Genomic DNA, 24,331 nt, shown 5'->3' on the forward strand with positions numbered 1-24,331 from the left:
GAACCTCCGCAGACTTGAGGAGTCGACGTGCACCGTGAACTCGTGGGCCTGTCCTCGATGGCGACCCGCCCGATACTCACCGAACTGTGCGGGCACCTCCGGCTCGCCCACGGCATCCCGGTGCGCTTCGAGTCCGCCGGCGGGGTCGAGGTCGCCCGCCGGGTCCGCGAGGGCGCCGAGGCCGACCTCCTCGTCCTCGCCGACGGCGCCATGACCGCCCTCGACCGCGAAGGACACCTCCGGCCGGGCACGCTCCGCCCCCTCTGGATCTCCCAGGTCGTCGCCGCGGTACCGGAAGGAACCCCCGCCCCCGCCCTCGGCTCCACGGACGACCTCCGCACCGCGCTCACCTCGGCGACCGGCATCGCCTACTCCACCGGTCCCAGCGGTACGGCCCTGCTCGACCTGCTCCACCGCCTCGGCCTCGCCGACGTCCTCGCCGACCGGCTCGTCCAGGCCCCGCCCGGCGTACCGGCCGGCAGCCTGCTGTCCTCCGGCCGCGCCGACCTGGCCTTCCAGCAGCACAGCGAGCTGATGGACCTCCCCGGCGTCACCGTCGTCGGCCCCCTGCCCGGCGACACGGCCCTCACCTCGCTCTTCGGCGGCGCCGTCCTCGCCACCGCCCCCGACCCGGACCGCGCCCTCGCCGCCCTCGGCCTCCTCGCCTCCGACGAGGCGTCGAGGCTCGCCGCCGGCCGGGGGATGGAGCCGGCGAAGCCGGACCGGGAGGGCTGACGCGAGGAACCGGGTGACCGGTGCCTTCGCTCGTCTTCACCCGGACGTCTTCACCCGGATGAGGGCGAAGTCAGGGCTATATCCAGGGCTAAATTCGATAGGGTCCATGGTGGAGGTGGCCCGGTGCCCAAGGAAGAAGACCTGTTCAAGGCCGTGGAAGCGCTGCTGGCGGGCGGACCGGAGTTCCCCGCCCCCGCGGAGCGGGCCCGGCTGCGCGAGGCGGCCGGCGTCACCCAGGCCGCGCTCGCCGGCGTACTCGACACCACGACGCAGACGGTGAAGAACTGGGAGTCGGGACGCAGCGAGCCCCGCCCGCCGCGCCGCGCCCCGTACCTGGCCCTCCTTGAGGGCTGGGCGGAGAAGTACCCCGACCCCAGCCGCGAGGCCCGGCCCGCCGACGTACCCCCGGCCCGGACGACGCCGACGCCCAGGCGTCCGGCCGCACCGGCGCGGAAGACCACGGCCCGCCCGGCGGCCGCCGCGGCCGTCGACGCGCGGTTCGCGAACGGGCCGCTCGCCGTCGTCGACACCGGCGCCGACGGGCGGGTGTCCGCGTACTGCGTCGGCGGCCTGGTCCTCGACGTCCCCGCCCGTACCCTGCCCGGACTCGTGGAGTGGACCCTGGCCGAGGCCCGTCTCGGCGCTCCCCGGCTGGACAGCTGGGGCCGGGACGCCGACCCGCTGCTCGTCCTGACCCCGACGGCGCTGGAGCGCCTCGGTCTGCCGGTCGAGCTGAGCGACGAGGAGCGGAACGCGGGCCGCCTCCCTGTCGGCCACCCGGCTCTGGAAGAACTGGCGGCGGCCGACTGGCAGTTGACCCGCCGTGGCTTCGGCCCGTGGGCCAGGATCTACCGGCCCGCCCAGGGCGGCCGCCGCCTCTGCGTCCAGTTGTGCATCCCGTCGTGGCGGGCGCTCGACAGCCGCTCGTGGGGGCACGCCGGCGAACTGCCGCCCGCCGAACTCGCCCGCGTCCTGGGTCTGTACGCCTCGCGGGTGATGACCCCGCGCGGTTCGACGGCCGTGACGGGCCTGGAACTGATGACCGCGCTGCATCCGCCGACCCGCGCCTCCGAGCCGGACGCCGACGGCCGTCGGCACAGCGTCCACAACCCCGGCTCGCTGGGCGAGGACCCCCTGGACCCGCCGCCGTGCGAGGCGACCGACGGCCACCCCGTCCTCGCCGACCTGCCCCGCTTCCACGTCCGCGGCCCCGAGGAGCGGATCTTCGAGGAGGCGTACGACTGGGCGCGGGAGCTGACCGACGAGGAGTGCCTCAAGTCCCATCTGGTCGGCATCGACGTCAACATGGCCTTCGGCGCCGCCGCGAACGGCGCCGTCATCGGCCTCGCCCGGCCTCCCGTCCACGCCACCGCGCCCGCCTTCGACCCGGCGGTGCCGGGCTCGTGGCTGGTCGACCTGTCCCATGTCGACCTCTCCCGCGTCCTCGTCGGCAAACGGTGGACGCGGCTGCGGGGCGACCTGCTGCCCAGCCCCTTCACCCCCACCGGCGAGACCCCCACGGGCCCGGCCTGGTACGCCACCCCGACCGTCGCCTACGCCGTCGAACTCGGCTACCGGGTCGACCCGGTGGAGGCCTGGCTGCGCCCGGAGGCGGGCCGCTACCTCGACGGCTGGTACAAGCGCCTGCGCGACGCCTACGTCGTCACCATGGCCGACCTCGGCATCGGAGAGAAGACGACACCCGAGCGGTTCCTGGCCGCGATGGAGGGGTACAAGGGCCGCGACCCCGAGGCGGCGATCGTCCTCGACGCCATCAAGAACACCGTCAAGGGCGGCATCGGCAAGCTCCAGGAGAAGGCGCGCGGCGGCGGCTGGCGACCGGGCCAGACGTGGCCGGCGCTGGCCCGCCCGACCTGGCGCCCCGACATTCGCGCGGTCGTGATCTCGCGGGCCCGGATCAACATGCACCGCAAGATGGTCGCGCTCGCCGCCGCCACCGGCAGCTACCCGGTCGCGGTCCTCTCCGACTGCGCCGTGTACGCCGCCGACGGCCCCTCCCCGCTCGACCTCCTGCCCTACACGCCGGAAGGCAGGACGGTCCCCGGATCCTTCCGCATCGGGGTCTCCCCGGGCATGGTCAAGCACGAGGGCACCAGGACGCCGCTGTGGGCCGAGGCACTCCGCGAGGAGACCCGGGACCCGCTGCTGAACCTGGCCCGCTACATCAGGACCGGCGTCGGCACCGGCCCGGACACGGGGGAGTAGAACCATGGTGGTGAAGTCGGTCGGCGAGGGCCTGGACCGGGTCCTCGACAAGGCGGTCACCCGCAAGCCGCCGCAGTCCGCCGGCGCCCAGGTACGGTTCCTGGTGAAACAGCTCAAGGGCACCAAGGCGGTCGCCCGGCTCCTCGGCGTCTCCCAGCGCACCGTCGAACGGTACGTGAAGGGCGAGATCAGAAAGCCCCGCCCGGAACTGGCGGCCCGCCTGCGGGAGGAGACCCGCAGACGCTGGCAGCCGAGGGTGAAGGCGAAGGCGCGGAAGGCCGCCACCACCACCGACGGCCTGATGATCGACGTCCGCGCCGCCCTCGGTTACGACGCCCCGGCTGGTACCACCGACGAGGCCCGCGAACGCCACCTCACCCTCGCCCTCCCCCCGCACCACGCCGAGCGGATCTTCGCCGCCCAGGCGGGCGGCGAACACGACATGCGCCGGGCTGTCGCCGAAGCGCTGAAGGACGTGTACTTCCAGCAGCGCGGCACCCGCGCCGCGAGCCTGGAGGAGGTCCGCATGCTGAACGTCGAGCACATCGAGTTCGACCTGTGACCGCGCCGGCCGCCCCCCTGCGGGAACACCGGGTCACCGGCTCCCTCCCCGACATCGCACCCGGCTCCGCCAGGGCCGTCAGCCGCCGCGGAACACCCGCAGGTCGGACACCTCGAACGACATCTCGCTCGTCTCCGGATCGGGTGCGGGATGGTAACGGCCGGCGCACACGGAGAGGTTGACGATCAGGTGGGCGTGCCAGGACCGGCCGACGCCGCGGCCGTCCGCGAACACCTGGGCGCCGTCCACCCACCACACCACCGACCGGGCGCCGAACCGGGTCCGCAGCTCCACCCATCCGCCTGGGCGCACGGCGGGGGAGCGGTGGTAGTGGTGGGTGCCACGGACCCGGTTGGAGAGTTCGAGGAGGTCCGGGTTGTCGGGGTGGTACTCGAAGACGTCGATCTCCTGCCCGCCGTCGCGCCACGTCCAGATGGCCGGCCAGGCCCCCGTCTCCTCGGGAAGCCGCACCCGCGCCTCCAGCACGTCGCCGGACCGCACCTCGAAGGCCTGGCGGCTGCCCTCCGTGGTGAGCAGCCCGGTGTCCCACAGACCGTCACGGCGACGGGTCGCCCGGAAGACACCGGAACGGCTGTACGCGGGATCCCTCACCAGATGGTCCAGCTTGTTGTCACGGGGGTTGATCGGCCCGCCTCCCGGATAGGCCCAGGAACGCCCGGCCACCCACTGCTCGGGCGATCCGAAGTCCGCGGCGAGGACCGGTTCGCCGGGAAGGACCAGGTCGTCGGGGAGGGGAGGGAAGGACATGGCGGCTCCTGAGGTTCCGGGAACGAGAGGAGAACGAGAGGGTCACCGCCATGGATCCCCTCTCCCGCCCCGCACATGCGGAACACCTCCTTCCTTGGCGAGAACTCGTCAGTCCCGTACGAGGCGGAACGGATGCCCCGCCGGGTCGGCGAGGACCCGCCGACATCGCCGCCGCGCTGCACGAGGACGGCCACGCCGGGCGTACGTACGAACTCACAGGACCGGAGCCGATCAGCCCGCGCCGGCAGGCCGAGGTCCTCGCCCGGGCCCTGGGGGAGGAGGTCACCTTCGTGGAGCTGTCCCGCGCCGAGGCCCACGCGCACCTGGCGCGGTTCATGCCGGAGGAGGTCGTGGACGGAACCCTCGACGTGCTCGGCCTCCCGCTCCCGGAAGAACGGCGGGGCAGCCCCGACGCGGAGAGCGTCCTCGGCCGCGCCGCCGCCTTCGCCCTCACTCCGGGCGGCTGAAGCGGCGGGTCGCCCACAGCAGGGCCAGGGCACCCGAGGCCAGGAGGAGACCGCCTTCGAGGAGGAGGGGAGGCTGCCGACCGGCCCATTCGACGCCGCCGGCGGCCGCGTGGCCGGGGACCCGCAGGGTGATGGAGCGGCGCAGGACGTCCACCCCGTACGCCAGGGGGTTGGCGGCGGCCAGGGTCTGGGCCCAGCCGGGCAGGGACGTCAGGGGGAAGAAGCCGCCGGAGAGGAAGAGGAGCGGCATCATCACCAGGCCCAGGAAGGTGTGGAAGGTCTCCGGACTGCTCAGGCCCACGGCCAGGGCCAGGGACAGGGCGGTGACGGTGAAGGAGGCGAGGGCCATGCCACCGAGGAGCAGGCCCAGCAGCACCGGGTCGTACGGGAGGCCGACCGCACCGGCCAGACCGAGGAGGACGGCGCCCTGGACCGTGGCCACCAGGGTGCCGCCGGCGCAGCTGCCGAGCAGGAGCGCGGTGCGGCTGACGGGGGCCATCAGGAGCTCACGGAGGTAGCCGCTCTGCCGGTCGGTGATCAGACGGATGCCGACCATGACGGCCGGTGTCTGCACGGTCATCATCAGCATGCCGGGGAAGAGGTACGTCTGGTAGCCGACGCCCAGCGACCCGGAGGGGATCAGCGCCGCCAGGCCGCCGCCCAGGATGAAGAGGTACAGCACGGGGTGGAGCAGCATCAGCGCGGTGGAGGTGCGCCGACAGGCGAGGCGGAGCAGGTCGCGGTGGACCAGGGCGTGGACCGCGCGCAGTTCGCGCCGGAGACGGGTGCCCCGGCCGGTGGCGGTGCCGGCCGGCACCGGTGGGGCGAGCGTCGTCATCGGCAGGCCTCCGCGGGACCGGCCAGGCTGCGGCCGGTGTGGTGGAAGAACACGTCGTCGAGGGTGGGCGGGGTCGCGGAAGCGGCGTGGACGGCGATGCCGTGGGCCGCCAGGGCCGCGCACAGACGGGGGATCCAGGCGCTGCCGTCGGGCACCCGCAGCCAGAGGCCGTCCGCGTCCACGGTGACGGTCCGTTCCGGCGGGGTGAGCAGGCCGACCACCCGGCGGGCCCCCTCGTCGTCGCCGGTGCGGAGCACCACCCGGTCGTCCCCGATCGCGGCCTTGACGTCGTGCGGCGTGCCCTGGGCCACCAGTCGGCCCCCGTCGATGATGGCGAGGCGGTCGCAGTGCTCCGCCTCGTCCAGATAGTGGGTGGTGACGAACAGCGTGCTGCCGTGCCGGTCGCGCAGGACCCGCAGGTGCTCCCGGATCCGGGCGCGGGCGTGCGGGTCGAGGCCGGTGGTCGGCTCGTCGAGGAACAGCACGCCGGGCGAGTGCAGCAGCTGGCGGGCGATCTCCAGGCGGCGCCGCATGCCGCCCGACAGGGTGCGGACGGGGGAGCGCCGCCGGTCGGCCAGGTCCGCGAGGTCGAGCACCTCGGCCGTGCGGCGGCGGACCTCGGCGCGGCGGAGCCCGTACAGGCGGGCGTGGACGCGGAGGTTCTGCTCGGCCGTCAGGTCCGGGTCGAGGGCGCTGTGCTGGAAGAGCAGCCCGACCCGGCGCCGTACCCGGTGGGGCTCGGTGAGCACGTCGGCGCCCGCCACGGTGGCGTGACCGGAGGTCGGGCGGGTGAGGGCGCACAGCATCGCGATGGTCGTGGACTTGCCGGCGCCGTTGGGGCCGAGGAAGGCGAAGGTCTCGCCCTGGCGCACGTCCAGGTCCAGGCCGCGCACCGCGTGGGTGGTGGTGCCGTCCGGGCCCCGGTAGCTCTTGACCAGGCCGCGCGTGCGGATGGCGGGCGGGACGGGCGTCGCGCGGGGGGCGGTGTCGCGGGCGGACTCGTGGTCACGGGCGTGGAGCTGCATGCGTCTTCCTCGTCCAGGGGGCTCCGTGGGGGCGGTGCGGGGCCTCGCCCCGGCCGGTGGCTGCCCCGGGACAGCCACCGGCCGGGGGAGGCGGTACGGGCTACGCGCAGCTCACACCGATGCAGACGGTGTTGAGGAGCGTGAGCAGGCCGACGCACTCGCACGTCGCGGCGAAGGGCGCTCCGTCGACGCCGACCGGGTCGGTCTCCGGAAGGGCGTGCAGTCGGGCCAGCAGTTCGAGGTCCTGGTTCTCCATGGCATTCTCCTTCTCTGTGAGGCGGCGGCAGGCTCTCTGCCGCTCAGACCGGCTGCTGGACCATCCAGTGCCGGGGCTCTGTGTGGCGGACCCGCAGGAGGAACGCCAGGATTCCGGCGGAGCCGTCGCTCCAGCCCGTCGAGACGTCCCCGTACTCGTTGGGGAAGACGACGTGGCCGCCGCGGCGGGCCCCTTCGGCGACGACGAGACGGGCCAGGGCCTCGGCCTCCGCGCGAGGGACGGGATCACCCGTCGCCGCGGCCAGGTCGAGGAGGAAGTCGCCGTTGCCCGCCAGGCCGTGGCACTGGGTGAGCGGGGCGCGGGAGGCCCGCTCCACCACGGCCCGGGCCGCGCGCCGGGCGAGCTCGCCGTACCGGTCGTCGCCGGTCGCCCGCCACAGCCGGACCAGGAACGAGCCGATGCCGGCGGAGCCGTGGCACCAGTACGGAGCCGTGGGCACGTCCCCGGCCTGTGCCGGCCACTGCGCCGCCCCGCCCACGTCCACGGCGTGGGCCACCAGCAGCTCGCCCGCCGCCACGGCCAGCTCCCGGTCCTCCCGGCGGCCCGTGACGGAGGCGGCCGCGAGGAGGAAGCAGCCGATGCCGGACGCGCCGTGCGCGAACCCGAGGTACCGCTTGCCCGCCTCCTCCGCGACGGCCTCCGCCGGCACCGGCCAGCTCGCCCCGGCCTCCTCGCGCCGGGCGGCGGCGGCCAGCCGGTCGGCCGCTTCGGCGACCAGCCGGGCGAGGCGCGGATCGCCGGTGCGCCGCCACAGGTGGACGGCCGCGAGCCCGCCGCCCGCCGTGCCGTGGGTGATGTCATGGCTCGGCGTCGGCTCCTGCGGAGCCAGCGCCAGGGCCAGCGCGTGGTCCGTCAGAGCCTCGTCTCCGACGGCGCGCCCGGCCTCGTACAGCGCCCACGCGGTGCCCCGGGCGCCGAAGTGCAGGCCGGGACGGGCGGAGCGGAGGTCGGTGCGGTCGGCGATCCAGCGGCCCGCCGCGGACAGCACCCCCGGCAGACGGGGATCGCCGGTGAGCTCGAAGTACCGCGTCAGCACCGCCAGGACGCCGGCCGCGCCCTGCTGCACGGTGCAGGGGTCGGTCTCGCCGGCCGCCGTGGAGACGGGCCACAGCCGCCGGTCGTCGCCGGGAGTCATCGTGTCGACGAGGTGCCGCACGATCCCGGCCACCGTGCCCTCGATCGCCTCGTACGGATCCTTGTACGGGCTCTCGCGTCGCGCCGCCCCCCTCCGCAGGAGCGCCCGCCGGGCCCTGGCCGGATCCCAGCGCTCGGCCGGATCGTCCCGCATCAGCCCGAGGATCAGCTCCCGCATGCCGTCCGGGAGCCGTACCGAGGCGGAGCAGGCGGCCAGCCACGCGGCGAGCCGCTCCTGCGCGGGCCGGTCCGCCGGCTCTTCGGCCAGCAGGTTCGGCACCTTGCCCATCAGGACGAAACACACCGTGGCACCGAGGCTGTAGTAGTCGGCCGTCGGGGAGACCGGCGCGTCCGCCAGGCGCTCGGGGGCGCTGAAACCGGGCGTCCCCACCCGCGTCGGGAGCGGGGCGTCCTCGGCCAGGACGGCGAGCTCCAGGTCGATCAGGCGCAGCTCCCCGTCCGGCCGGACCATCACGTTGCCGGGCGTGAAGTCCCGCAGCACACAGCCCCGGGCGTGGGCGTCCGCCACCAGGTCCACGAGGCGCGCGACCTGGGCCGTCACCTCGGCCTGGTACCGCTCGCCGCCGACGTCCCGGAAACGCTCGGCGACCCAGGTGCGCAACGGGACGCCCGGCACCTCCTCCTGGGCCAGGAACAGGTGCCCGCCGTGCTCGAACAGCGCGAGCGGCTCCGGCGCGAGCCCCGTCCCCCTCAGCTTCTCCAGCGTCCGGGCCTCTGCGCGCAGCCAGTCGCGGACGTCACCCCCGGAGGCGTCGGCCTCCACGTGGGGCCGGGTCTCCTTGATGACGACCGGCGCGCCGGTGCGCACCTCGCTGCCCCGGTAGACCCCGCCCTTGTTGGTGTGCCGGATCGCCTCCCGCACCGCGAACCGGCCGCCGAGCACCACCGGACGGCTCTCCGCCTCCGCCGGGCGCGCCGCGCCCGGCGGAGGGGCGGGGAACGGGCTGACCGCCCACGGCGGCGGCTCGTACCGCCCGGTCCGCCGGTCCTCCACGGGATTGCCGTCGGGGTCCTCGATGTACCACACGAGGAGGCCGTCGGCCGACAGCCGCCGGCGGCCGACGAAGGCGCCGTACCGGTAGTGCACCAGGCTGTTCACGGCGTACGGCTGGTCGGACAGGATCCGGGGACCGGCCAGCCCCGCCGTCGCCCGGTGCAGCTCCCCGGCGAGCCGGGCCGCGTCGGCGTCGGAACGCGGATAGACGGTGAGGAACTTGCCGGAGCTTCCCCGGGGCGTCGCACGGGAGTTGAGGGCGCTCACCCCCTCCGGAGACCGCGCGAACTTGAACCCCGACGCGTCCCGCAGCAGCACCTCCAGGGCCTTCGCGAGGACCGCGGGCGCGGAGGCGGCCGTCGCCGACAGGTGCAGTTTCCAGCCCTGCCGGCGCTGCTCCCCGGACCGCGGCGCCACCCGGCACCACAGGTCGTCAGAGCCGGTCGTCCAGCGCCCGCCCGTGCCCGTGGCGTGCAGCGCCCGATGGAGGAGGTCTTCCAGAACGGATTCGGCTTCCGGTACGGATTCGGTGGCGTGGCTCGTCATGCCCATCCCTCTCAACGGCGAGAACCGCTGGCGGGGAACGTGCCCGGCGCACCTGCCGCCCCCACATACCGGGGGCCGGATTCACCGGATGCGGCGAGCGCGCGCCGCGGTTGTCCCACCGTGAGGTGCGCCCAGCGCGGAAAGGCGCACGGTGGCTCGCCCAGGGGCGTCAACGGCCGTGCGCGAAAGGGGAATCGGTGCTCCTCCACCGTGGACCGCTTGACCTTGACACGGTGACAAGCCTTTGACTGCCTGCCGAGGAGGTGGTCCCGATGACCATGACACAGCAGGACGCGGACGTCCGGCGGGCGCTCCGGGCGCTGGAGGACGAGCGCGCGTCGGTGCGGCTGCGGACCGCTCTGGCGGTCGGCACGGCGCCCGACCCGCGCTTCGCCGCCGCGCTCGTCGAACGGTGCGCCGTCGAGCCCGAGTTCTTCGTACGCGACATGCTGACCTGGGCCCTGACCCGTCACCCCGTCGACCTGACGCTCCCCCCGCTGCTGGGCGAGCTCCGCTCGGAGCGGGCGCGGGCGCGGAGCCAGGCCCTGCACACGCTGTCCAAGATCGGTGACCGGCGGGCGTGGCCGGCGATCACGCGCGGGCACCTGACCGACGCCGACGACGAGGTGGCACGGGCGGCCTGGCGGGCGGCGGTGCTCCTCGTCCCGGACGGCGAGGAGCCGGCGCTGGCCGCGGTGCTGGCCACCCGGCTGGGGCGCGGCGGACAGGAGACGCAGCTGAGCCTCAGCCGGGCGCTGATCGCGCTCGGCGACGTGATCCTGCCGCTCCTGGGCACCGCGGCGACGGCCCCAGAGCCGCACGTGCGCGCCCACGCGCTCGCCACCCGGCGGCTCCTGCGCGACCCCGACACCGGATTCGCGTACGCGATCGAGGAGGCGAAGCGCGTCGTGGCGCTCGGCGGGTCCGCGTCGAAGGGACACTGAGGCGTATGGACCGGAGGGACACTGAGGCGTGTTGATCGGTGAGGTGGCACGCCGCTCCGGCGTCAGTGCCCGCATGCTCAGGCACTACGAGTCGCTCGGCCTGGTGCGGCCCTCGGGCCGCACCGGATCCGGCTACCGGGAGTACCGCGACGAGGACATCCGGCGGATCTTCCACATCGAGAGCCTCCGCTCGCTGGGGCTGTCGCTGCGGGAGGTCGCCCGCGCCCTCGACGACCCCGGCTTCACCCCCGCGCAGCTCGTCGGCGAGCTCGTCGACCAGACCCGCGCCCGCATCGCGGCGGAGACCGAACTGCTCACGCGCCTGAGCCGCATCGACGCCGCCGGGCCCGCGAGCTGGGACGACGCCCTCCAGGTCGTCGCGCTCCTCCAGGCGCTCGGGTCGACGAGCAAGGACGTCCGCCAGCGCGCCGCCCTCTCCTCGGCCTCCTCGGCCGACGAGGTCCCCGTACCGGTGGAGGCTCTGGTCGAGGCGGTCCTCGGCGAGACCGAGCCCAATGTCGCCGGGGCCCTGCGGTGGGCCCTCGCCCGCTCCGGCGACGGCGGCTCCGGCCTCCTCGCCCGGGCCCTCGACTCCCCGACGGCCGCGGTGCGCGAACGGGCCGTCCGGACCCTCGCCGAACTCCCCGGCGACGAGGCGGTCTCCCGGCTCCGCGACGCCCTCGCCCACCCCGACCCCGTGGTGCGCGGCCAGGCGGCCCTGGCCCTCGGCGGCCGCGGAGAGCCCGGCGCGGTCCCGGAACTCGTCGAGATGGTCGTGGACGGCAGGAACGACACCGACGCGGCCGATGCCCTCGGCGTCCTGGCCGCTGACGCCGGCACGGCGGACGGGATCGCGGCCGGGCTCGTCGCCCGCCTCGCCGATCCGGCCACCGCGCCCCCCGCCCGGGGCCGTCTCACCCAGGCGCTCGCCGACATCCCCGGCCCCCTCGCCTCCCGCGCCCTCGCGGACCTGACGCACGACGGGGACAGCGCCGTGGCCCTGACGGCGACCTACCTCAGCCGCCTCCGCGGCACTCCCTGAACCGCCCTCCCCCTCTGTCGGCCGGAAGGGGAGGGCGGCAGTGCGTCAGTACGTCAGGATGCCGGGGTCCGTCACGCCCTCCGCGCCCGTCTCCACGTGCCCGGCCAGGCGGCGCACGTAGTCGGCGTGGGCGGGGGACGTGATCGTGACGTCGTACCACCTGCCGGAGGCCGACAGGGGCACGGTGTGGGTGACGGTCGCGCCCTGGGCCACGGTCAGCGTCTGCTCGGTGCCGGTGTAGGCGTGGGCGACGGTCACCGTCGTCGTCGGACCCGCGTTGGTGAGGACGAGGTCCAGGTCGCCCGTGGCGGCGTCGTGGCGGGCGGTGACCTCGGGGACGGCGGTCTTCCCGGGGGAGCGGAAGCGGCGCAGGAAGCCGTTGGGGCCGTGCACGGTGAGGTCGGTGGTGCCCTTGGAGTACCGGGTGTTCCAGGTGTCCGCGATCGAGGTGCCGGCCTCCGTCGTGTACGTCCAGGGCGCGTCCGTGCGGTTCGCCGAGGTCACGTAGAACTGGGCGCCCGCGGCCGGGCCGCCGCTGAAGGTGAGGCGGAAGGTGCCGGCCGAGGTGTCGGCGCGACCGTCCACGTACGGCGCGTACTTCAGCGGGCGGGTGGGCTTGGCGCCGGGCTCCTGACGGGGCATCGAGCCGACCGCCGGCGCGGTGGCGAGGAAGTCGGGGTGCCGGTCGCGGTCCGGCGGGTGGTAGCCGGCCGTGGGCGGCAGTGCGACCGGCCGCGGCTCGGAGCGGGTGAAGTCGAAGGCCGAGGTCAGGTCGCCGCAGACGGCCCGCCGCCAGGGCGAGATCTGTGGCTCCTGGACCCCGAAGCGGCGCTCGATGAACCGGATCACCGAGGTGTGGTCGAAGGTCTCGGAGCAGGTGTAACCGCCGGTGGACCAGGGGGAGACGACGAGCATGGGGACGCGGGGGCCGAGGCCGTAGGGACCGGCGACGTAACCGGTCTTCCCGGGGAAGTGGTCGAGCGTGGTGGGGGTCGTGGAGAGGCCCTGCGCGGCCGAGGCGGGGACGTACGGCGGGACGACGTGGTCGAAGAAGCCGTCGTTCTCGTCGTACATGATGAACAGCGCCGTACGGGCCCACACGTCCGGGTTCGAGGTGAGCGCGTCCAGGACCTGCGCGATGTACCAGGCGCCGTAGTTCGAAGGCCAGTTGGAGTGCTCCGTGAACGCCTCGGGTGCGGCGATCCAGGAGACCTGCGGCAGCCGGCCGGCCTGCACGTCGGCGCGGAGGATGTCGAAGAAGCCGTCGCCCGCCTTGGCGTTCGTGCCCGTGCGGGCCTTGTCGTACAGCGGGGTGCCGGGCTGGGCGTTGCGGTAGGTGTTGAAGTAGAGGAGGGAGTTGTCGCCGTAGTTGCCGCGGTAGGCGTCGTTGATCCAGCCCCAGTGGCCGGCCGCGTTCAGGCCGTCGCCGATGTCCTGGTAGATCTTCCAGGAGATCCCGGCCGCCTCCAGGCGCTCGGGGTACGTCTTCCAGCCGTAGCCCGCCTCGGCGTTGTTGAGGACCGGGCCGCCGCCCGTGCCGTCGTTGCCGGTGTGGCCGGACCACAGGTAGTAGCGGTTCGGGTCGGTCGCGCCGATGAACGAGCAGTGGTAGGCGTCGCAGATCGTGAAGGCGTCGGCGAGCGCGTAGTGGAACGGGATGTCCTCGCGGGTGAGGTGGGCCATGGTGGCCTTGGTCTTGGCCGGTATCCACTGGTCGTAGCGGCCCTTGGCGAACGCCTTCTGGCCGCCCGCCCAGTCGTGGTTGAGCCCCTGGAGGAACTCCATGCCGAGCTTCGCGCTCTCGGGCCGGAAGGGGAGGGTCTCGGTCCTGCCGTCGGACTGGTGCCAGACGGGCTTGCCGCTGGGCAGCGTGACCGGACGCGGGTCGCCGAAGCCCCGGACGCCCTTCATCGACCCGAAGTAGTGGTCGAAGGAACGATTCTCCTGCATGAGGACGACGATGTGCTCGACGTCCTGGAGGGTGCCGGTGGCACCCTGGGCGGGAATGGCGGCGGCGCGGGCGATGGACGCGGACAGCGCGCTGAAGGCGACGGTGCCGCCGGCGAGCTGAAGGAAGCGGCGGCGATCGAGATCGGCCATGAGGGAGCGGTCCTCCGGAAGGCGAGGGAACGGGGAGACGGAACCGGACGGCGGTCGGAGACCGGTGCGGAGCGCCCCAAGAAGAGCGCCCGGGAGCCACCGCCCCACGACCGTCCCGTGACTTCCCGCTGTACACCCGGCGAAATCCCCCGCGCCGCCCCCGTATCCAGCCGCTCACGACCGGTCGCGGGCGCGCCGACCGGACGGCGCCGACACGGCGGACGTTCCCGGACGGCCGACCGTCCTCGTAGCCGCGGGGGCCCTGCCCCTTACACCGTCGCCGGAGCACGCCGACAGGGCCTGTCGGCCCTCGTCCCGTGGGGCCGGACGGCGATTGCGTGACGGTGCCACACTGACGCGCGCCCCGTTCGTGATCTTGACGGCCGCCGGTACGGGCGAAGAACCGCGTGCGGCGGGGCGGGTGAGGCGCAGGACGCAGGGAGGACGACGTGGAGGGGTGGCCGATGACGACCGCGGACCGGACGGAGCCGGGGGACACGCGGCAGGGGACGGAGCACCGGAGGCCGGGAGCCGCGGGAGGCGGAGGCCGCGACGAGTACCACGCGCTCCTCGCCCGGCAGGACGCGATGCGGCTGCGACAGCGCCTGCTCGCCCCGGCCGGCCCCCTTCTGACGGCATCGGGACCTTCCAGCTCCGGGCCGCGCCCGGCCCGGGGGACGCCGTACTCCTACGACGGGCTCCGGGACCAGAAGACGATCCGGCGGCACCTGCCGCTGGTGACGCCCTTCGACGAGCTCATCACCCACCTCTACCGGGCGATGTTCCAGCAACATCCGTACCTCCGGAGGCTCTTCCCCGACTCGATGGACTTCCAGCGGGTGCACCTGGAGCGCGCCTTCTGGTACCTCATCGAGAACCTGGACCGGCCCGACGAGGTGGCCGGGTTCTGCGCCAGGCTCGGCCGCGACCACCGGAAGCTCGGCGTCCGGCCCGTGCACTTCGAGGTGTTCGAGGCGGCGCTCGCCGAAGGGCTCCGCCGCACCGCCGGCCCGGCATGGGTCCCGGAGCTGGAGGAGGCGTGGCTCCGCATGGTGCGGTTCGCCGTCGCCGCCATGGTCGAAGGCGCCGACGGGGCCGTCGGCGAACCCGTCTCCTGGAACGCGACGGTGACCGGCCACCAGCTGCGCCGCCCCGACGTCGCCGTCCTCCGGGTCCGTACCGCCGAACCCTTCCCGTACCGCGCCGGCCAGTACACGAGCATCGAGTCACCGAGGCTCCCGCACGCCTGGCGGCCGTACTCGATCGCCTGCGCGCCCCGCGCCGACGGCGAACTGGAGTTCCACGTCCGCCGGACCGGCTCCGGCGGCCTCAGCGACGTCCTCGTGACGCGTACCGGCGTCGGCGACACACTGCGCCTCGGACCCGCCCAGGGGACCACCACCCTGGACGCCGACCCGGGACAGGAGGGGACACCGGACGTGCTGCTCGTCGCCGGAGGCACGGGCTGGGCCACGGCCAAGGCGCTCCTGGAGGAACTGGCCGCCCGCCGCCCGCGGGGCCGCACCGCCCACCTCTTCCTCGGCGCCCGGACCCTGGACGACCTGTACGACACGGCCGCCGTCGCGGAACTGGAGCGGCAACGCCCCTGGCTCCGCGTCGTCCCGGTCATCGGTGACGGGGACTCGGGAGACGGGCCCGCCTCGGTGGCCGACGCGGTGGTCCGGCACGGCGACTGGTCCGACCACCTCGCCTTCGTGAGCGGCCCGCCCGCCATGGTCACCACCACCCTGGACCGGCTGACCGGGGCCGGCCTGCCCCCGGGACGCCTGAGGTACGACCCCGTCGGCGGCACCGTGCCCCTCGCGCGGGGCGCGGCGGCACGGGTCCGGTGATCGGTCCGCGACGACCGGGTCCGGCCGGATACGGATGACCTGTTCCCTCTGCCGGCTGCCGACCGGTCCACGGCCGGACCACCGCCGCGTGACGGGCCACCTGCTCGGGGACCGGTGACCACCCCGCTCCACTCGAGCCGGGTGCCGGTGCCGATCTCGTGGGCCTCGTACGCCATGACGCGCCCGCGCGTGCCCGCCCGCCGGGCATGGCGGGCGAGCCGCGCCCTTGGAGGGCGGGCGCGGTGCCTTCTTGGAAGGCTGGTGGGGAAGCGCTCTGGACGTGCGGCGGAAGGGACTTCGACCCCGGCCTCGCACCGATCCGCGGCCCGGGTGCGCCGACCGCGGTCCGGTCCAGGGGACGGCGGGACCGGGCGGAGAGCCCGGCGCCCCGGGTCGCGGAGGCATTCGACCAAGGGCCGCCCCACCCCGACAGGGCCGTTCGGCCCCCTGTCCCGGGACCGAAGGGCCTGGCGGCTGTGGGGCCGTACCGCTGCTCGCCCCGACTCGGCGCGGATTGACGGTGCGTCAGATCGTCGGGTGGCCGTCTCCGGCACGGAGACGCATGCTCCGCCGGTCTCCGGGGGCTGGTCCCGATCGGTCCGATGATCCACAGGAAGGGCGGGAAGCCGAGGCGGTGCACGGCCAGTCGAACGGTCTCGGCCGTCCGGCGGCGCGGCGCAGGCCCGGCTTTCCCCGCTCGCGGGGGACGCCGTCCGGACGCCGGCGGTGACGGCGGAGCCGCAGGCACGGGCCGCGAGGCCGGGAGCCGTACTCCCCGACCGCGCGCGGCTGATACGCCATGCGCCACCCGCACCGCCGACCCCATCCGCACCGCCGACCCCATCCGCACCGCCGACCCCATCCGCCCCGCCGACCGACGCGACGACGCGCCGTCGCGTACGGGCCCGTCCCTCGCCCTCCTGGCCGTCTCGCCCACCGCCCGCGCAGCGCAAGCGGCGTGCGGGAGCGCGCCGGAAGGGGCCCTTCGGCCCTGCTTCCGCGCCGTTTCCGGGGCCTCTTCGGCCCTGCCGCACCCCGGACCGCGCCGAGGATCATGGCGCGGCGGCCGGGAACCGCCGTGACCATCCCTGTATCCGAGTGCTTCCCGGCCCGCCGCCACCCGTGCACGCGCGCGCGTGGCGCTCGGCGCGGACGGAGCCGGCCTCCGGCGTCCAAGGGTCCGTGGCAATCGGTGTCAAGGGAAGGAAGGTCGTCGTCCGGTGGACGAGACACGCGGTACACAGGCGAAGGCGGAGGAGACGCCGGGTTCTCCGGAACCGGCGGGTTCCCCGGTTCCGGCGGGTTCCCCCGAACCGGCAGGTCTTCCGGAACCGGCGGGAGCGCGGACCGCGCTCCCGCCCCACCTCCGTCCCTCCTGGGTGGGGTGGCTGACGACCACCGACCACAAGCAGATCGGCACCCTCTATCTCTGCTCGGCGCTGTTCTTCTTCGTCGTCGGCGGTGTCATGGCCCTGGTGATGCGGGCCGAACTGGCCCGTCCGGGCACGCAGATCATGTCGAACGAGCAGTTCAACCAGGCGTTCACCATGCACGGCTCGATCATGCTGCTGCTCTTCGCCATGCCGCTCTTCACCGGCTTCGCCAACTGGATCATGCCGCTCCAGATCGGCGCGCCGGACGTCGCCTTCCCGCGCCTGAACATGCTGGCCTACTGGCTCTACCTCTTCGGCTCGCTGATCGCCGCCGGCGGCTTCCTCACCCCCGGCGGCGCGGCGGACTTCGGCTGGTTCCTGTACGCGCCGCTCTCCGACGCGGTCCACTCGCCCGGCCTCGGCGCCGACCTGTGGATCATGGGCGTGGCGCTCTCCGGCTTCGGATCCATCGCGGGCGCGGTCAACTTCATCACCACGATCATCTGCATGCGCGCCCCGGGCATGACGATGTTCCGCATGCCGATCTTCACCTGGAACGTGCTGCTCACGTCCCTGCTGGTGCTCATGGTCTTCCCGGTGCTCGCCGCCGCGCTGTTCGCCCTCGAATGCGACCGGAAGTTCGGCTCGCACGTCTTCGACCCCGCGACCGGCGGCGCTCTGCTCTGGCAGCACCTCTTCTGGTTCTTCGGCCACCCCGAGGTGTACATCCTGGCCCTGCCGTTCTTCGGCATCATCTCCGAGGTCGTCCCGGTCTTCAGCCGCAAGCCGATGTTCGGCTACATCGGCCTCGTCGCCGCGACGATCGCGATCGCCGGTCTCTCCGTGACCGTGTGGGCGCACCACATGTACGTCACCGGTGGCGTGCTCCTCCCGTTCTTCTCCTTCATGACGTTCCTCATCGCCGTACCGACCGGCGTGAAGTTCTTCAACTGGATCGGAACGATGTGGAAGGGCTCACTGTCCTTCGAGACCCCGATGCTCTGGGCCGTCGGCTTCCTCATGACCTTCACCTTCGGTGGTCTGACCGGCGTCATCCTGGCCTCGCCCCCGATGGACTTCCACGTCTCCGACTCGTACTTCGTCGTCGCCCACTTCCACTACACGCTGTTCGGCACCGTCGTGTACGCCATGTTCGCCGGCTTCCACTTCTGGTGGCCGAAGTTCACCGGCAAGATGCTCGACGAGCGCCTCGGCAAGATGACGTTCTGGACGCTGACCGTCGGCTTCCACGCCACCTTCCTCGTCCAGCACTGGCTCGGCGCCGAGGGCATGCCACGCCGTTACGCCGACTACCTGGACGCGGACGGCTTCACCACCCTGAACACGATCTCCACGATCGGCTCGTTCCTGCTCGGCCTCTCCTTCCTGCCGTTCTTCTACAACGTCTGGAAGACCGCCAAGTACGGCAAGAAGATCGAGGTCGACGACCCGTGGGGCTACGGCCGTTCGCTGGAGTGGGCGACCTCCTGCCCGCCGCCGCGGCACAACTTCCTCACGCTGCCGCGGATCCGGTCGGAATCGCCCGCGTTCGACCTGCACCACCCTGAGATCGCGGAGGTCGACCAGCTGGAGAACAAGCCGCACGAGACCGCGGACGCCCGGTGACCCCGGCCGTCCTCGCCCTGGGCGCCGGGGCGGTGACCGTCTCCGGCTGTGTCTGGTACGTCCCCGCCCTCGCCGACCTGCGCGCCGGCGCCGACCGTCCGAGGTCCCGCCGCCTCGCCGCGACGGCCTGCCTCACCGGCTGGTCCACCGCGGCCGCCGTCACCCTCCTGCTGCTCCTCGGCGCCCCGGGCGCCCTCGTCCTCGGCCCCGCCGTCACCGGCGCCACGGCGACCGCCCTGCTGCGGGTCGGAGCGGCGGTACGACGGAGCGAGGAGCGCCGCGAGGACGGTCGGTGCTGGGCGGCGCTGTCGGCCGCGCCGCCCCCGTCCCACTGTTCGTCCCAGCGGATCTTCGCCCGCTGCGCCGGGACGGGCCTGCTGCTGGCCACGGTGTGCGCGCTCTGCCTGCTGTCCGTGCGGCGGGCGGCGGACGGTTCCGGCTTCGCCGTCATGGCCGTCCCCGTCGTTCTCGCCGGGGTCGCGCTGGTCGTGGCGTCGACGGCGGCCGTACGGCGAAGGGCCGGCTGAGGAGCGGTACGACGCCGTCCTATGGTGGGCCGATGCACACTCACCGCATCGACAGGCCCGCCGACCTCGACGTGGTACGCGAGTCCTACGACCGCGTGGCCGACAACTACGCTCACATGGTGCTGACGACCGGAATCGGAGACATACGGAAGGACCCCTGGCTCAAGGCGTCGATCGACGCCTTCGCCGACAGCGTGGACGGCCTGGGACCGGTCCTCGACGTCGGCTGCGGTCCCGGGACGGTGACCGCCTATCTCGCCGAGCGCGGACTCGACGTGTCCGGGGTGGACCTCTCCCCTCGGATGATCGAGAACGCGCGCCGTCTCCACCCGCAGTGCCGCTTCGACGTCGCCTCCGCCACCGATCTCGACCTCGCCGAGGCGTCCCTCGGCGGGGTCCTTGGATGGTGGTCGCTGTTCAACCTCCCCCGTGACGTCCTTCCCCAGGTCCTCGCCCTGTTCGCGCGGGCGCTGAAGCCGGGCGGGCACCTCGTCACCGCCACCCACGTCGGTGACGAGGACCTGCTGCGCACCGAGGCGTACGGCGGCGTACCCGTGCGGTGGACGACACACAAATGGCGGCCGGAACAGCTCGTGGACCTGATCGAGGGGGCGGGGCTGCGGCCGGTCGCCGAACTCCGGCTTCCCGGCGACGAACAGACCGGACCGGGTGTGGTCGTCATGGCCAAACGGCCCGACTGAGGCCGGGCGCCGGGCCGGGGAGGACCGGCTCGGCCGCGTTGTCAGTGGTGCCCACTAGCTTCGGAGGAGTCGCAAGAGACCGTTCCGACAGGGGGCTTCGATGACCGAGAGCTGTGTGCAGACCGCGCTGCGGGTGGTGCTGACCGACGTCAACGCGGGGGTGGTGGAGGCGTGGCGCGCGGCCTTCGCCGACGTGCCGGGCATCGAGATCCGGCAGGGCTCGGTCCTCGACGAGGACGTGGACGCCTGGGTCACGCCGACGAACGCGGCGGGACGGATGGACGGCGGCGTGGACGCCGCGATCAAGCGCCATCTGGGCGCAGGGATCCAGCTGCGGGTACGGCGGGCCATCCGTGACCGGTTCGACGGGAGCATGCCGGTCGGCAGCGCCGTGTGCGTCCCGTCGGGGGCGACCGTGCCGCGCTTCGTCATCTCGACGCCGACCATGGTCGGCTCCTCGCAGAACGTGAGTGAGACGCTCAACGTCGCCATGGCCTGCGCGGCCGCGTTCCAGGCCGTGCACCGGCAGAACCGGAAGGCGCCGGGCAGCATCCGCTCGGTGGCGCTCGTCGGGATGGGCGCGCGCACCGGCCGGGTGCCGGCCCGGGTGTGCGCCAACCTGATGTGGACCGGCTACACCCTCTTCCACGACCACTGGTTCGAGGACGACGACGAGCTGCGCGCCACCATCACCGCCCAGCTGGCGGGCATCGACCAGGCCCCGCCCACGACGCGGGTGCGGATCACGCCGCCGAAAGGAGCACCGGCCAAAGGGTGTTCCTTTCGCCACTGACCAGGCCGCCCCGCACCAACCGCCCGCCGGGCAGCACCAGTTGCCGACCGTCTCGGCCACGGCGTCCGCCGCCCCGGCCGAGACGGCCGACGCCTCCCACCTCGCAGCCACGACCACCGGGAGTTCCCCCGCCATGAGCGACGCCGCCACGCCGCCGACCCAGCCCGACCCGAACACCCCGAACGACCCGACCGATCCGCTCGCCCTCGCCGAACTGTTCACCGGCGGCGGCGAGACCTGGCTGCCCCTCCTCAAGCCCGTCATCGAGGCCCGTCCGGACGCCGACCGGTTCATCGGCCCCGGGCGCAGCCCGCAGGTCGTCCCGGTCCGCGAGCTCACCTTCCAGGCGCTCAAGCCCAACCCGCCGCACAAGTGGAAGGTCGTCGTCTTCGGCCAGAACCCCTATCCGCGGCCGGAGAGCGCCACCGGCATCGCCATGTTCGACAACACCTTCAACGACTGGAAGGAAAGCCAGTTCGGACGGGTCGTCAGCATCCGCTGCCTCATCAAGGCGGCGGCGATGTGGAAGTACGGCATCGTCAAGAAGACTCCCATCGCCGACGTCCGCGCCCTGCTGAAGGAACGGGACACGGTCCAGCCGCCCGAGTGGTTCCAGGCCATGCTCACCCAGGGCGTGCTCCTCCTGAACGCCTCACTGACCGCCAGCGCCGACGGCGCCATGGCCACCGACCAGCACACCGCCTTCTGGCGACCCGTCGCCGAACGGATCGTCGAGGAGATCCTCCGCGCCAAGCAGGACGCCGCGGACCCGGAGGACCGGGGTGTCGTCTTCGCCTGGTGGGGCGCCCACGCCCGCAGCCTGAAGAAGACCGTGCAGCGCCTGGAGAAGAACTACCCGGGCGTCGAGGTCCGCCACATCGACCACGCCAACCCTGCCGCGCAGGGCGACCTCTTCTGCGACGGCGACCACCTCGCCACCGTCAACGACGCCCTGCTGTCCCTCGGCGCCGACGCGATCGACTGGCTGCCCAGCAAGGGCTGGAACGAGCCCCCGGCCGGCACCGCCACCGGCACGGACCCCGCCACGGGCGGCGGAGGCCCGGACACCGACGTCGCCGCCCGCATGGGCGCCTTCATCGCCTCGACGATGGAGCTCCACCAGCTGTACCTGGAGCGGCTCACCAGCGTCCGCGACGAGGGGCACGTCCTGCCGCCGCTCACCGGCGTCTTCGACACCCCGCTGATGTCCTTCGAGGACGCCGTCGCCCCGGTCACCCAGGTGCTTGGCGGCCTCGGCCGGCACATCGACCGCTCCCGCGAGTTCGGCAAACGGCGCGCCGACGAGCAGACCGGCGCCGGGCTCTCCGCCGACGCCATCGCCGCGCTCTTCCTCTACACCTGCGAGTCCGGCTTCTACCGCACCATCAACGCCGTCCTGCGTTCCCCGGACCGCGACCGCGTGGTGCCCTACCTGCCGTACCTCCGGCTGCTGTTCTCGGCGGTCGATTCGCTGCCCGTCCGGACCGACCCCCTGTGGCGGGGCGTCGCGCTGGACCTGCGCGGCCAGTACCCCGTCGGCTCGACGGTCACCTGGTGGGGTGTCTCCTCCTGCACCTCCGAGCTCGGCGTCGCCCGCTCCTTCCTCGGCAGCCGCGGCAGGCGGACCCTGTTCGAGGTGACCCCGGCCCGCGCCGTGGGCATCCGCAGCTTCTCCGCCTTCACCGGCGAGGAGGAGTACCTCCTCGCCCCCGGCACCCAGTTGGAGGTCACGGACGTGAAGACCGAGCGCGGCGGCCTGTGCACGGTGAAACTGAGGGAGGTGGACACCCGGCTCGTCTCCTGACCTGCGGCCGGGGTGCGAGAGAGGGAGCCGTCGGCGGGGGCTCAGGAAGGCGTCGCCGCGCGGTCGGACTCACTGCGCAGGACGCAGAATTCATTGCCCTCGGGGTCTCCGGACGCGTGAGATACGCGGTTCTGGGAGGGCCCGGAAGTGGCAGCATCCACGCTCGTCGGCGGACACAGGAAACCCTTGCGCTCTAGCGAGTGCATGAACGAAGCACCGCAGGTCACGCCGCGTAGGCAATCCACTCGCCAGGTACGGGGCGTGACCCCCAACGCTGATCAGCCCCGTGCCGTGTCCGCCATCCGTCTGAGCGTCGCCACCGACGAGACCACCTCACCTGCCCGGCAGCGTGAGGCGAACGAGAAGGCCGCCGCGAGTCTGGGCGCGGTCATCGTCGGGGAGGCGGAAGACCTGGACGTGTCGGCGTCCAAGACGACGCCGTTCGAGCGTCCGGAGCTGGGCCCGTGGTTCGAGCGGCCCGACGACTTCGACATGGTCATCTGGTGGCGGCTTGACCGTGCCGTGCGCTCCATGGCGGACATGTCGGCGTTGGTCGGGTGGGCGCGCAAGCACGGTAAGCGGCTGGTGTTCGCGGAGGGGCCCGGCGGCGCGCGCCTCGAACTCAACATGTCCAACGTCGTCGGTGAGCTGATCGCAACGCTTCTGGCGTTCGCCGCTCAGATGGAAGCCCAGTCCATCGCGGAGCGTGTCACGGGCGCTCAGGCGGCTATGCGCGTGATGCCGCTGCGGTGGCGCGGTTCGCGTCCGCACTACGGCTACGAGCCTGCCCCGCTGGACGGGGGCGGCTGGACGCTCGTTCCGGACGCTGAGGCGGTCGCGGTCATTGAGCGGATGATCAAGGACCTGAGCGCGGGCAAGACGGCGAGCATGGTTGCCGCTGAGCTGAACGAGGAGGGCATCCCTTCCCCGCGTGATCACTGGGCGCTCAAGAAGGGCCGCACGACCGGCGGGAAGACGGGCGGCAGCAAGGGCGAGCACGTCAAGCGTGAGCGGTTCAAGTGGGGCCCCAGCATCGTCAAGCGGGTCCTGACGTCCGCCGCGCTGATCGGATGGAAGCTGCACCAGAACAAACCGGTCCGGGACAGTGAGGGCCGCCCGGTCATGGCCACGAACACACCGGTTCTCACCCGCGCCGAGTACGACGCGATAGGCGCGCTGTTCGATGAGCGGTCGGTGGACAACCGCGAACGCAAGGACACGGACGCGCTGCTGTTGCGGGTGATCCACTGCGACGGTTGCGGGGGTCGCATGTACCTCAACAAGCAAACCAGCAAGGCGAATCAGCGCCCCACCTACAAGTGCAACGCCCATGCGCGCGGGGAGACTTGCGCGGCTCCGGCCTACGTGCGGGCGGACTGGGTGGATGAGTACGCGGAGCGCGAATTCCTCCGGCAGACAGGTCCGCTGGCGATCACGGAGACCCGGACGGTTCCCGGCTACGACCCCGGCCCGGAGATCGCCGCGACGCTGGCGGAGTTCGAGGAGCACCAGCGCCAAGAGGGGCGGCACAAGTCGAACGCCGCCCGGCAGGCGTGGCAGACGCGGGCTGACGCTCTGGACACGCGCCTTGCGGAGCTGGAGGCAACGCCGAAGGTGGAGCCCCGCCGTGAGGTCATCAGGACCGGCCGCGTCTACGCCGACCTGTGGCAGGCGTCGGAGACGACCGACCGGCGCGCCATGCTGATCCAGGCAGGGGCCCGGCTCACGGTGAAGAGGGGGACGCGGGGCGGCTGGCGACGGCTGGACGAATCCCGCGTCCGCTTCACCGTGAACGGCCCTCTGGACGAGGCGATAGACACGCTGCTTGCCGTCCGGCGAGAAGACCAGGAGTTGGCCGCGTAAGCCCGCTCAGCGTCCCGTAGGCCCCGTTCCTCCCGCAGCGGAGGGGCGGGGCTTCGCGGTAACAGGAAACCCTTGCACTCCAAGACAGGCAGGGGGCGGGCAACCAACCCGC

18 protein-coding genes and 1 pseudogene are annotated in these 24,331 nt (G+C 73.3%); 13 read left to right on the forward strand and 6 right to left on the reverse strand.

Going from position 1 to position 24,331, the window contains the following annotated elements; all coding sequences use genetic code 11:
* The first annotated feature begins 27 nt into the window (after nt 1–27).
* The 3 genes from QK442_RS15990 (at nt 28) to QK442_RS16000 (ending at nt 3,523) form a co-directional block, all read left to right on the forward strand.
* A complete protein-coding gene (locus QK442_RS15990; RefSeq protein WP_282694604.1) occupies nt 28–735 on the forward strand; it encodes a substrate-binding domain-containing protein in 708 nt (235 codons plus the stop codon).
* A gap of 123 nt (nt 736–858) precedes the next feature.
* A complete protein-coding gene (locus QK442_RS15995) occupies nt 859–2,961 on the forward strand; it encodes a helix-turn-helix domain-containing protein (RefSeq protein WP_282694605.1) in 2,103 nt (700 codons plus the stop codon).
* A gap of 10 nt (nt 2,962–2,971) precedes the next feature.
* Nucleotides 2,972–3,523 (forward strand): XRE family transcriptional regulator, encoded by a 552-nt coding sequence (locus tag QK442_RS16000; RefSeq protein ID WP_282694628.1) that lies wholly within the window; start codon nt 2,972–2,974, stop codon nt 3,521–3,523.
* Between the two features lie 78 nt (nt 3,524–3,601).
* Here QK442_RS16000 and QK442_RS16005 read toward each other — a convergent pair whose 3' ends face one another.
* On the reverse strand, nt 3,602–4,291 hold the full coding sequence (locus QK442_RS16005) for a beta-glucanase (protein WP_282694606.1): 690 nt from the start codon (nt 4,289–4,291) through the stop codon (nt 3,602–3,604).
* A gap of 155 nt (nt 4,292–4,446) precedes the next feature.
* On the opposite strand from QK442_RS16005, the pseudogene QK442_RS16010 reads away from it, so the two are divergent.
* Nucleotides 4,447–4,758, forward strand: a pseudogene (locus QK442_RS16010) (NmrA family transcriptional regulator); the annotation flags it as partial.
* On the opposite strand, the gene QK442_RS16015 reads toward QK442_RS16010, so the two are convergent.
* The 4 genes from QK442_RS16015 to lanL form a co-directional block, all read right to left on the reverse strand.
* Nucleotides 4,742–5,596: an ABC transporter permease gene (locus tag QK442_RS16015; protein ID WP_282694607.1), complete on the reverse strand. Its 855-nt coding sequence runs from the start codon at nt 5,594–5,596 to the stop codon at nt 4,742–4,744. The pseudogene QK442_RS16010 and the gene QK442_RS16015 overlap by 17 nt on opposite strands.
* On the reverse strand, nt 5,593–6,621 hold the full coding sequence (locus QK442_RS16020) for an ABC transporter ATP-binding protein (protein ID WP_282694608.1): 1,029 nt from the start codon (nt 6,619–6,621) through the stop codon (nt 5,593–5,595). The genes QK442_RS16015 and QK442_RS16020 overlap by 4 nt, the downstream gene beginning before the upstream one ends.
* A 100-nt stretch (nt 6,622–6,721) precedes the next feature.
* A complete protein-coding gene (locus QK442_RS16025; RefSeq protein WP_167352188.1) occupies nt 6,722–6,877 on the reverse strand; it encodes a VenA family class IV lanthipeptide in 156 nt (51 codons plus the stop codon).
* 43 nt (nt 6,878–6,920) lie between these two features.
* Nucleotides 6,921–9,593 carry a class IV lanthionine synthetase LanL gene (lanL, locus tag QK442_RS16030; protein ID WP_282694609.1) on the reverse strand — a complete coding sequence of 891 codons (2,673 nt, stop codon included), beginning with the start codon at nt 9,591–9,593 and terminating at the stop codon, nt 6,921–6,923.
* A 272-nt stretch (nt 9,594–9,865) separates the two neighbouring features.
* Here lanL and QK442_RS16035 point away from each other — a divergent pair, with 272 nt between their 5' ends.
* Both QK442_RS16035 and QK442_RS16040 read left to right on the forward strand, forming a co-directional pair.
* Complete coding sequence (locus QK442_RS16035; RefSeq protein ID WP_282694610.1) at nt 9,866–10,537, forward strand: HEAT repeat domain-containing protein; 672 nt, start codon at nt 9,866–9,868, stop codon at nt 10,535–10,537.
* Between the two features lie 28 nt (nt 10,538–10,565).
* Nucleotides 10,566–11,579, forward strand: a complete 1,014-nt coding sequence (locus QK442_RS16040) for a HEAT repeat domain-containing protein (protein ID WP_282694611.1) — start codon at nt 10,566–10,568, stop codon at nt 11,577–11,579.
* 45 nt (nt 11,580–11,624) lie between these two features.
* Here QK442_RS16040 and QK442_RS16045 read toward each other — a convergent pair whose 3' ends face one another.
* On the reverse strand, nt 11,625–13,679 hold the full coding sequence (locus tag QK442_RS16045; protein WP_282694612.1) for a phospholipase C, phosphocholine-specific: 2,055 nt from the start codon (nt 13,677–13,679) through the stop codon (nt 11,625–11,627).
* 464 nt (nt 13,680–14,143) lie between these two features.
* On the opposite strand from QK442_RS16045, the gene QK442_RS16050 reads away from it, so the two are divergent.
* From QK442_RS16050 to QK442_RS16080, 7 genes are all read left to right on the forward strand, one after another.
* Complete coding sequence (locus QK442_RS16050; RefSeq protein WP_282694613.1) at nt 14,144–15,532, forward strand: globin domain-containing protein; 1,389 nt, start codon at nt 14,144–14,146, stop codon at nt 15,530–15,532.
* A 1,379-nt stretch (nt 15,533–16,911) separates the two neighbouring features.
* Entirely contained in the window at nt 16,912–18,531 is a 1,620-nt protein-coding gene (gene ctaD / locus QK442_RS16055) for a cytochrome c oxidase subunit I (RefSeq protein ID WP_349239656.1), read from the forward strand.
* Nucleotides 18,528–19,058: a hypothetical protein gene (locus QK442_RS16060; protein ID WP_282694615.1), complete on the forward strand. Its 531-nt coding sequence runs from the start codon at nt 18,528–18,530 to the stop codon at nt 19,056–19,058. Before ctaD ends, QK442_RS16060 begins: the two co-directional genes overlap by 4 nt.
* A gap of 32 nt (nt 19,059–19,090) precedes the next feature.
* The gene (locus tag QK442_RS16065; RefSeq protein ID WP_282694616.1) at nt 19,091–19,759 is read left to right on the forward strand and encodes a class I SAM-dependent methyltransferase; all 669 of its coding nucleotides are present in this window, start codon (nt 19,091–19,093) and stop codon (nt 19,757–19,759) included.
* Nucleotides 19,760–19,859: 100 nt separating this feature from the next.
* Nucleotides 19,860–20,552, forward strand: coding sequence for a macro domain-containing protein (locus QK442_RS16070; RefSeq protein WP_282694617.1), 693 nt, complete (start codon nt 19,860–19,862; stop codon nt 20,550–20,552).
* Between the two features lie 133 nt (nt 20,553–20,685).
* Complete coding sequence (locus QK442_RS16075; protein WP_282694618.1) at nt 20,686–22,356, forward strand: ADP-ribosyltransferase domain-containing protein; 1,671 nt, start codon at nt 20,686–20,688, stop codon at nt 22,354–22,356.
* 261 nt (nt 22,357–22,617) lie between these two features.
* The gene (locus tag QK442_RS16080; protein ID WP_282694619.1) at nt 22,618–24,219 is read left to right on the forward strand and encodes a recombinase family protein; all 1,602 of its coding nucleotides are present in this window, start codon (nt 22,618–22,620) and stop codon (nt 24,217–24,219) included.
* Nucleotides 24,220–24,331 lie beyond the last annotated feature (112 nt).

The organism is Streptomyces sp. CC208A, assembly GCF_030010625.1.
Classification (GTDB): Bacteria; Actinomycetota; Actinomycetes; order Streptomycetales; family Streptomycetaceae; genus Streptomyces.

Coding starts and splice junctions, on each gene's coding strand:
- QK442_RS16005 (WP_282694606.1), bottom strand. CDS start 4,291: ATGTCCTTCCCTCCCCTCCCCGACGACCTGGTCCTTCCCGGCGAACCG.
- QK442_RS16065 (WP_282694616.1), top strand. CDS start 19,091: ATGCACACTCACCGCATCGACAGGCCCGCCGACCTCGACGTGGTACGC.
- QK442_RS16075 (WP_282694618.1), top strand. CDS start 20,686: ATGAGCGACGCCGCCACGCCGCCGACCCAGCCCGACCCGAACACCCCG.
- QK442_RS16070 (WP_282694617.1), top strand. CDS start 19,860: ATGACCGAGAGCTGTGTGCAGACCGCGCTGCGGGTGGTGCTGACCGAC.
- QK442_RS16015 (WP_282694607.1), bottom strand. CDS start 5,596: ATGACGACGCTCGCCCCACCGGTGCCGGCCGGCACCGCCACCGGCCGG.
- QK442_RS16035 (WP_282694610.1), top strand. CDS start 9,866: ATGACCATGACACAGCAGGACGCGGACGTCCGGCGGGCGCTCCGGGCG.
- QK442_RS16045 (WP_282694612.1), bottom strand. CDS start 13,679: ATGGCCGATCTCGATCGCCGCCGCTTCCTTCAGCTCGCCGGCGGCACC.
- lanL (WP_282694609.1), bottom strand. CDS start 9,593: ATGACGAGCCACGCCACCGAATCCGTACCGGAAGCCGAATCCGTTCTG.
- QK442_RS16020 (WP_282694608.1), bottom strand. CDS start 6,621: ATGCAGCTCCACGCCCGTGACCACGAGTCCGCCCGCGACACCGCCCCC.
- QK442_RS16050 (WP_282694613.1), top strand. CDS start 14,144: ATGACGACCGCGGACCGGACGGAGCCGGGGGACACGCGGCAGGGGACG.
- QK442_RS16025 (WP_167352188.1), bottom strand. CDS start 6,877: ATGGAGAACCAGGACCTCGAACTGCTGGCCCGACTGCACGCCCTTCCG.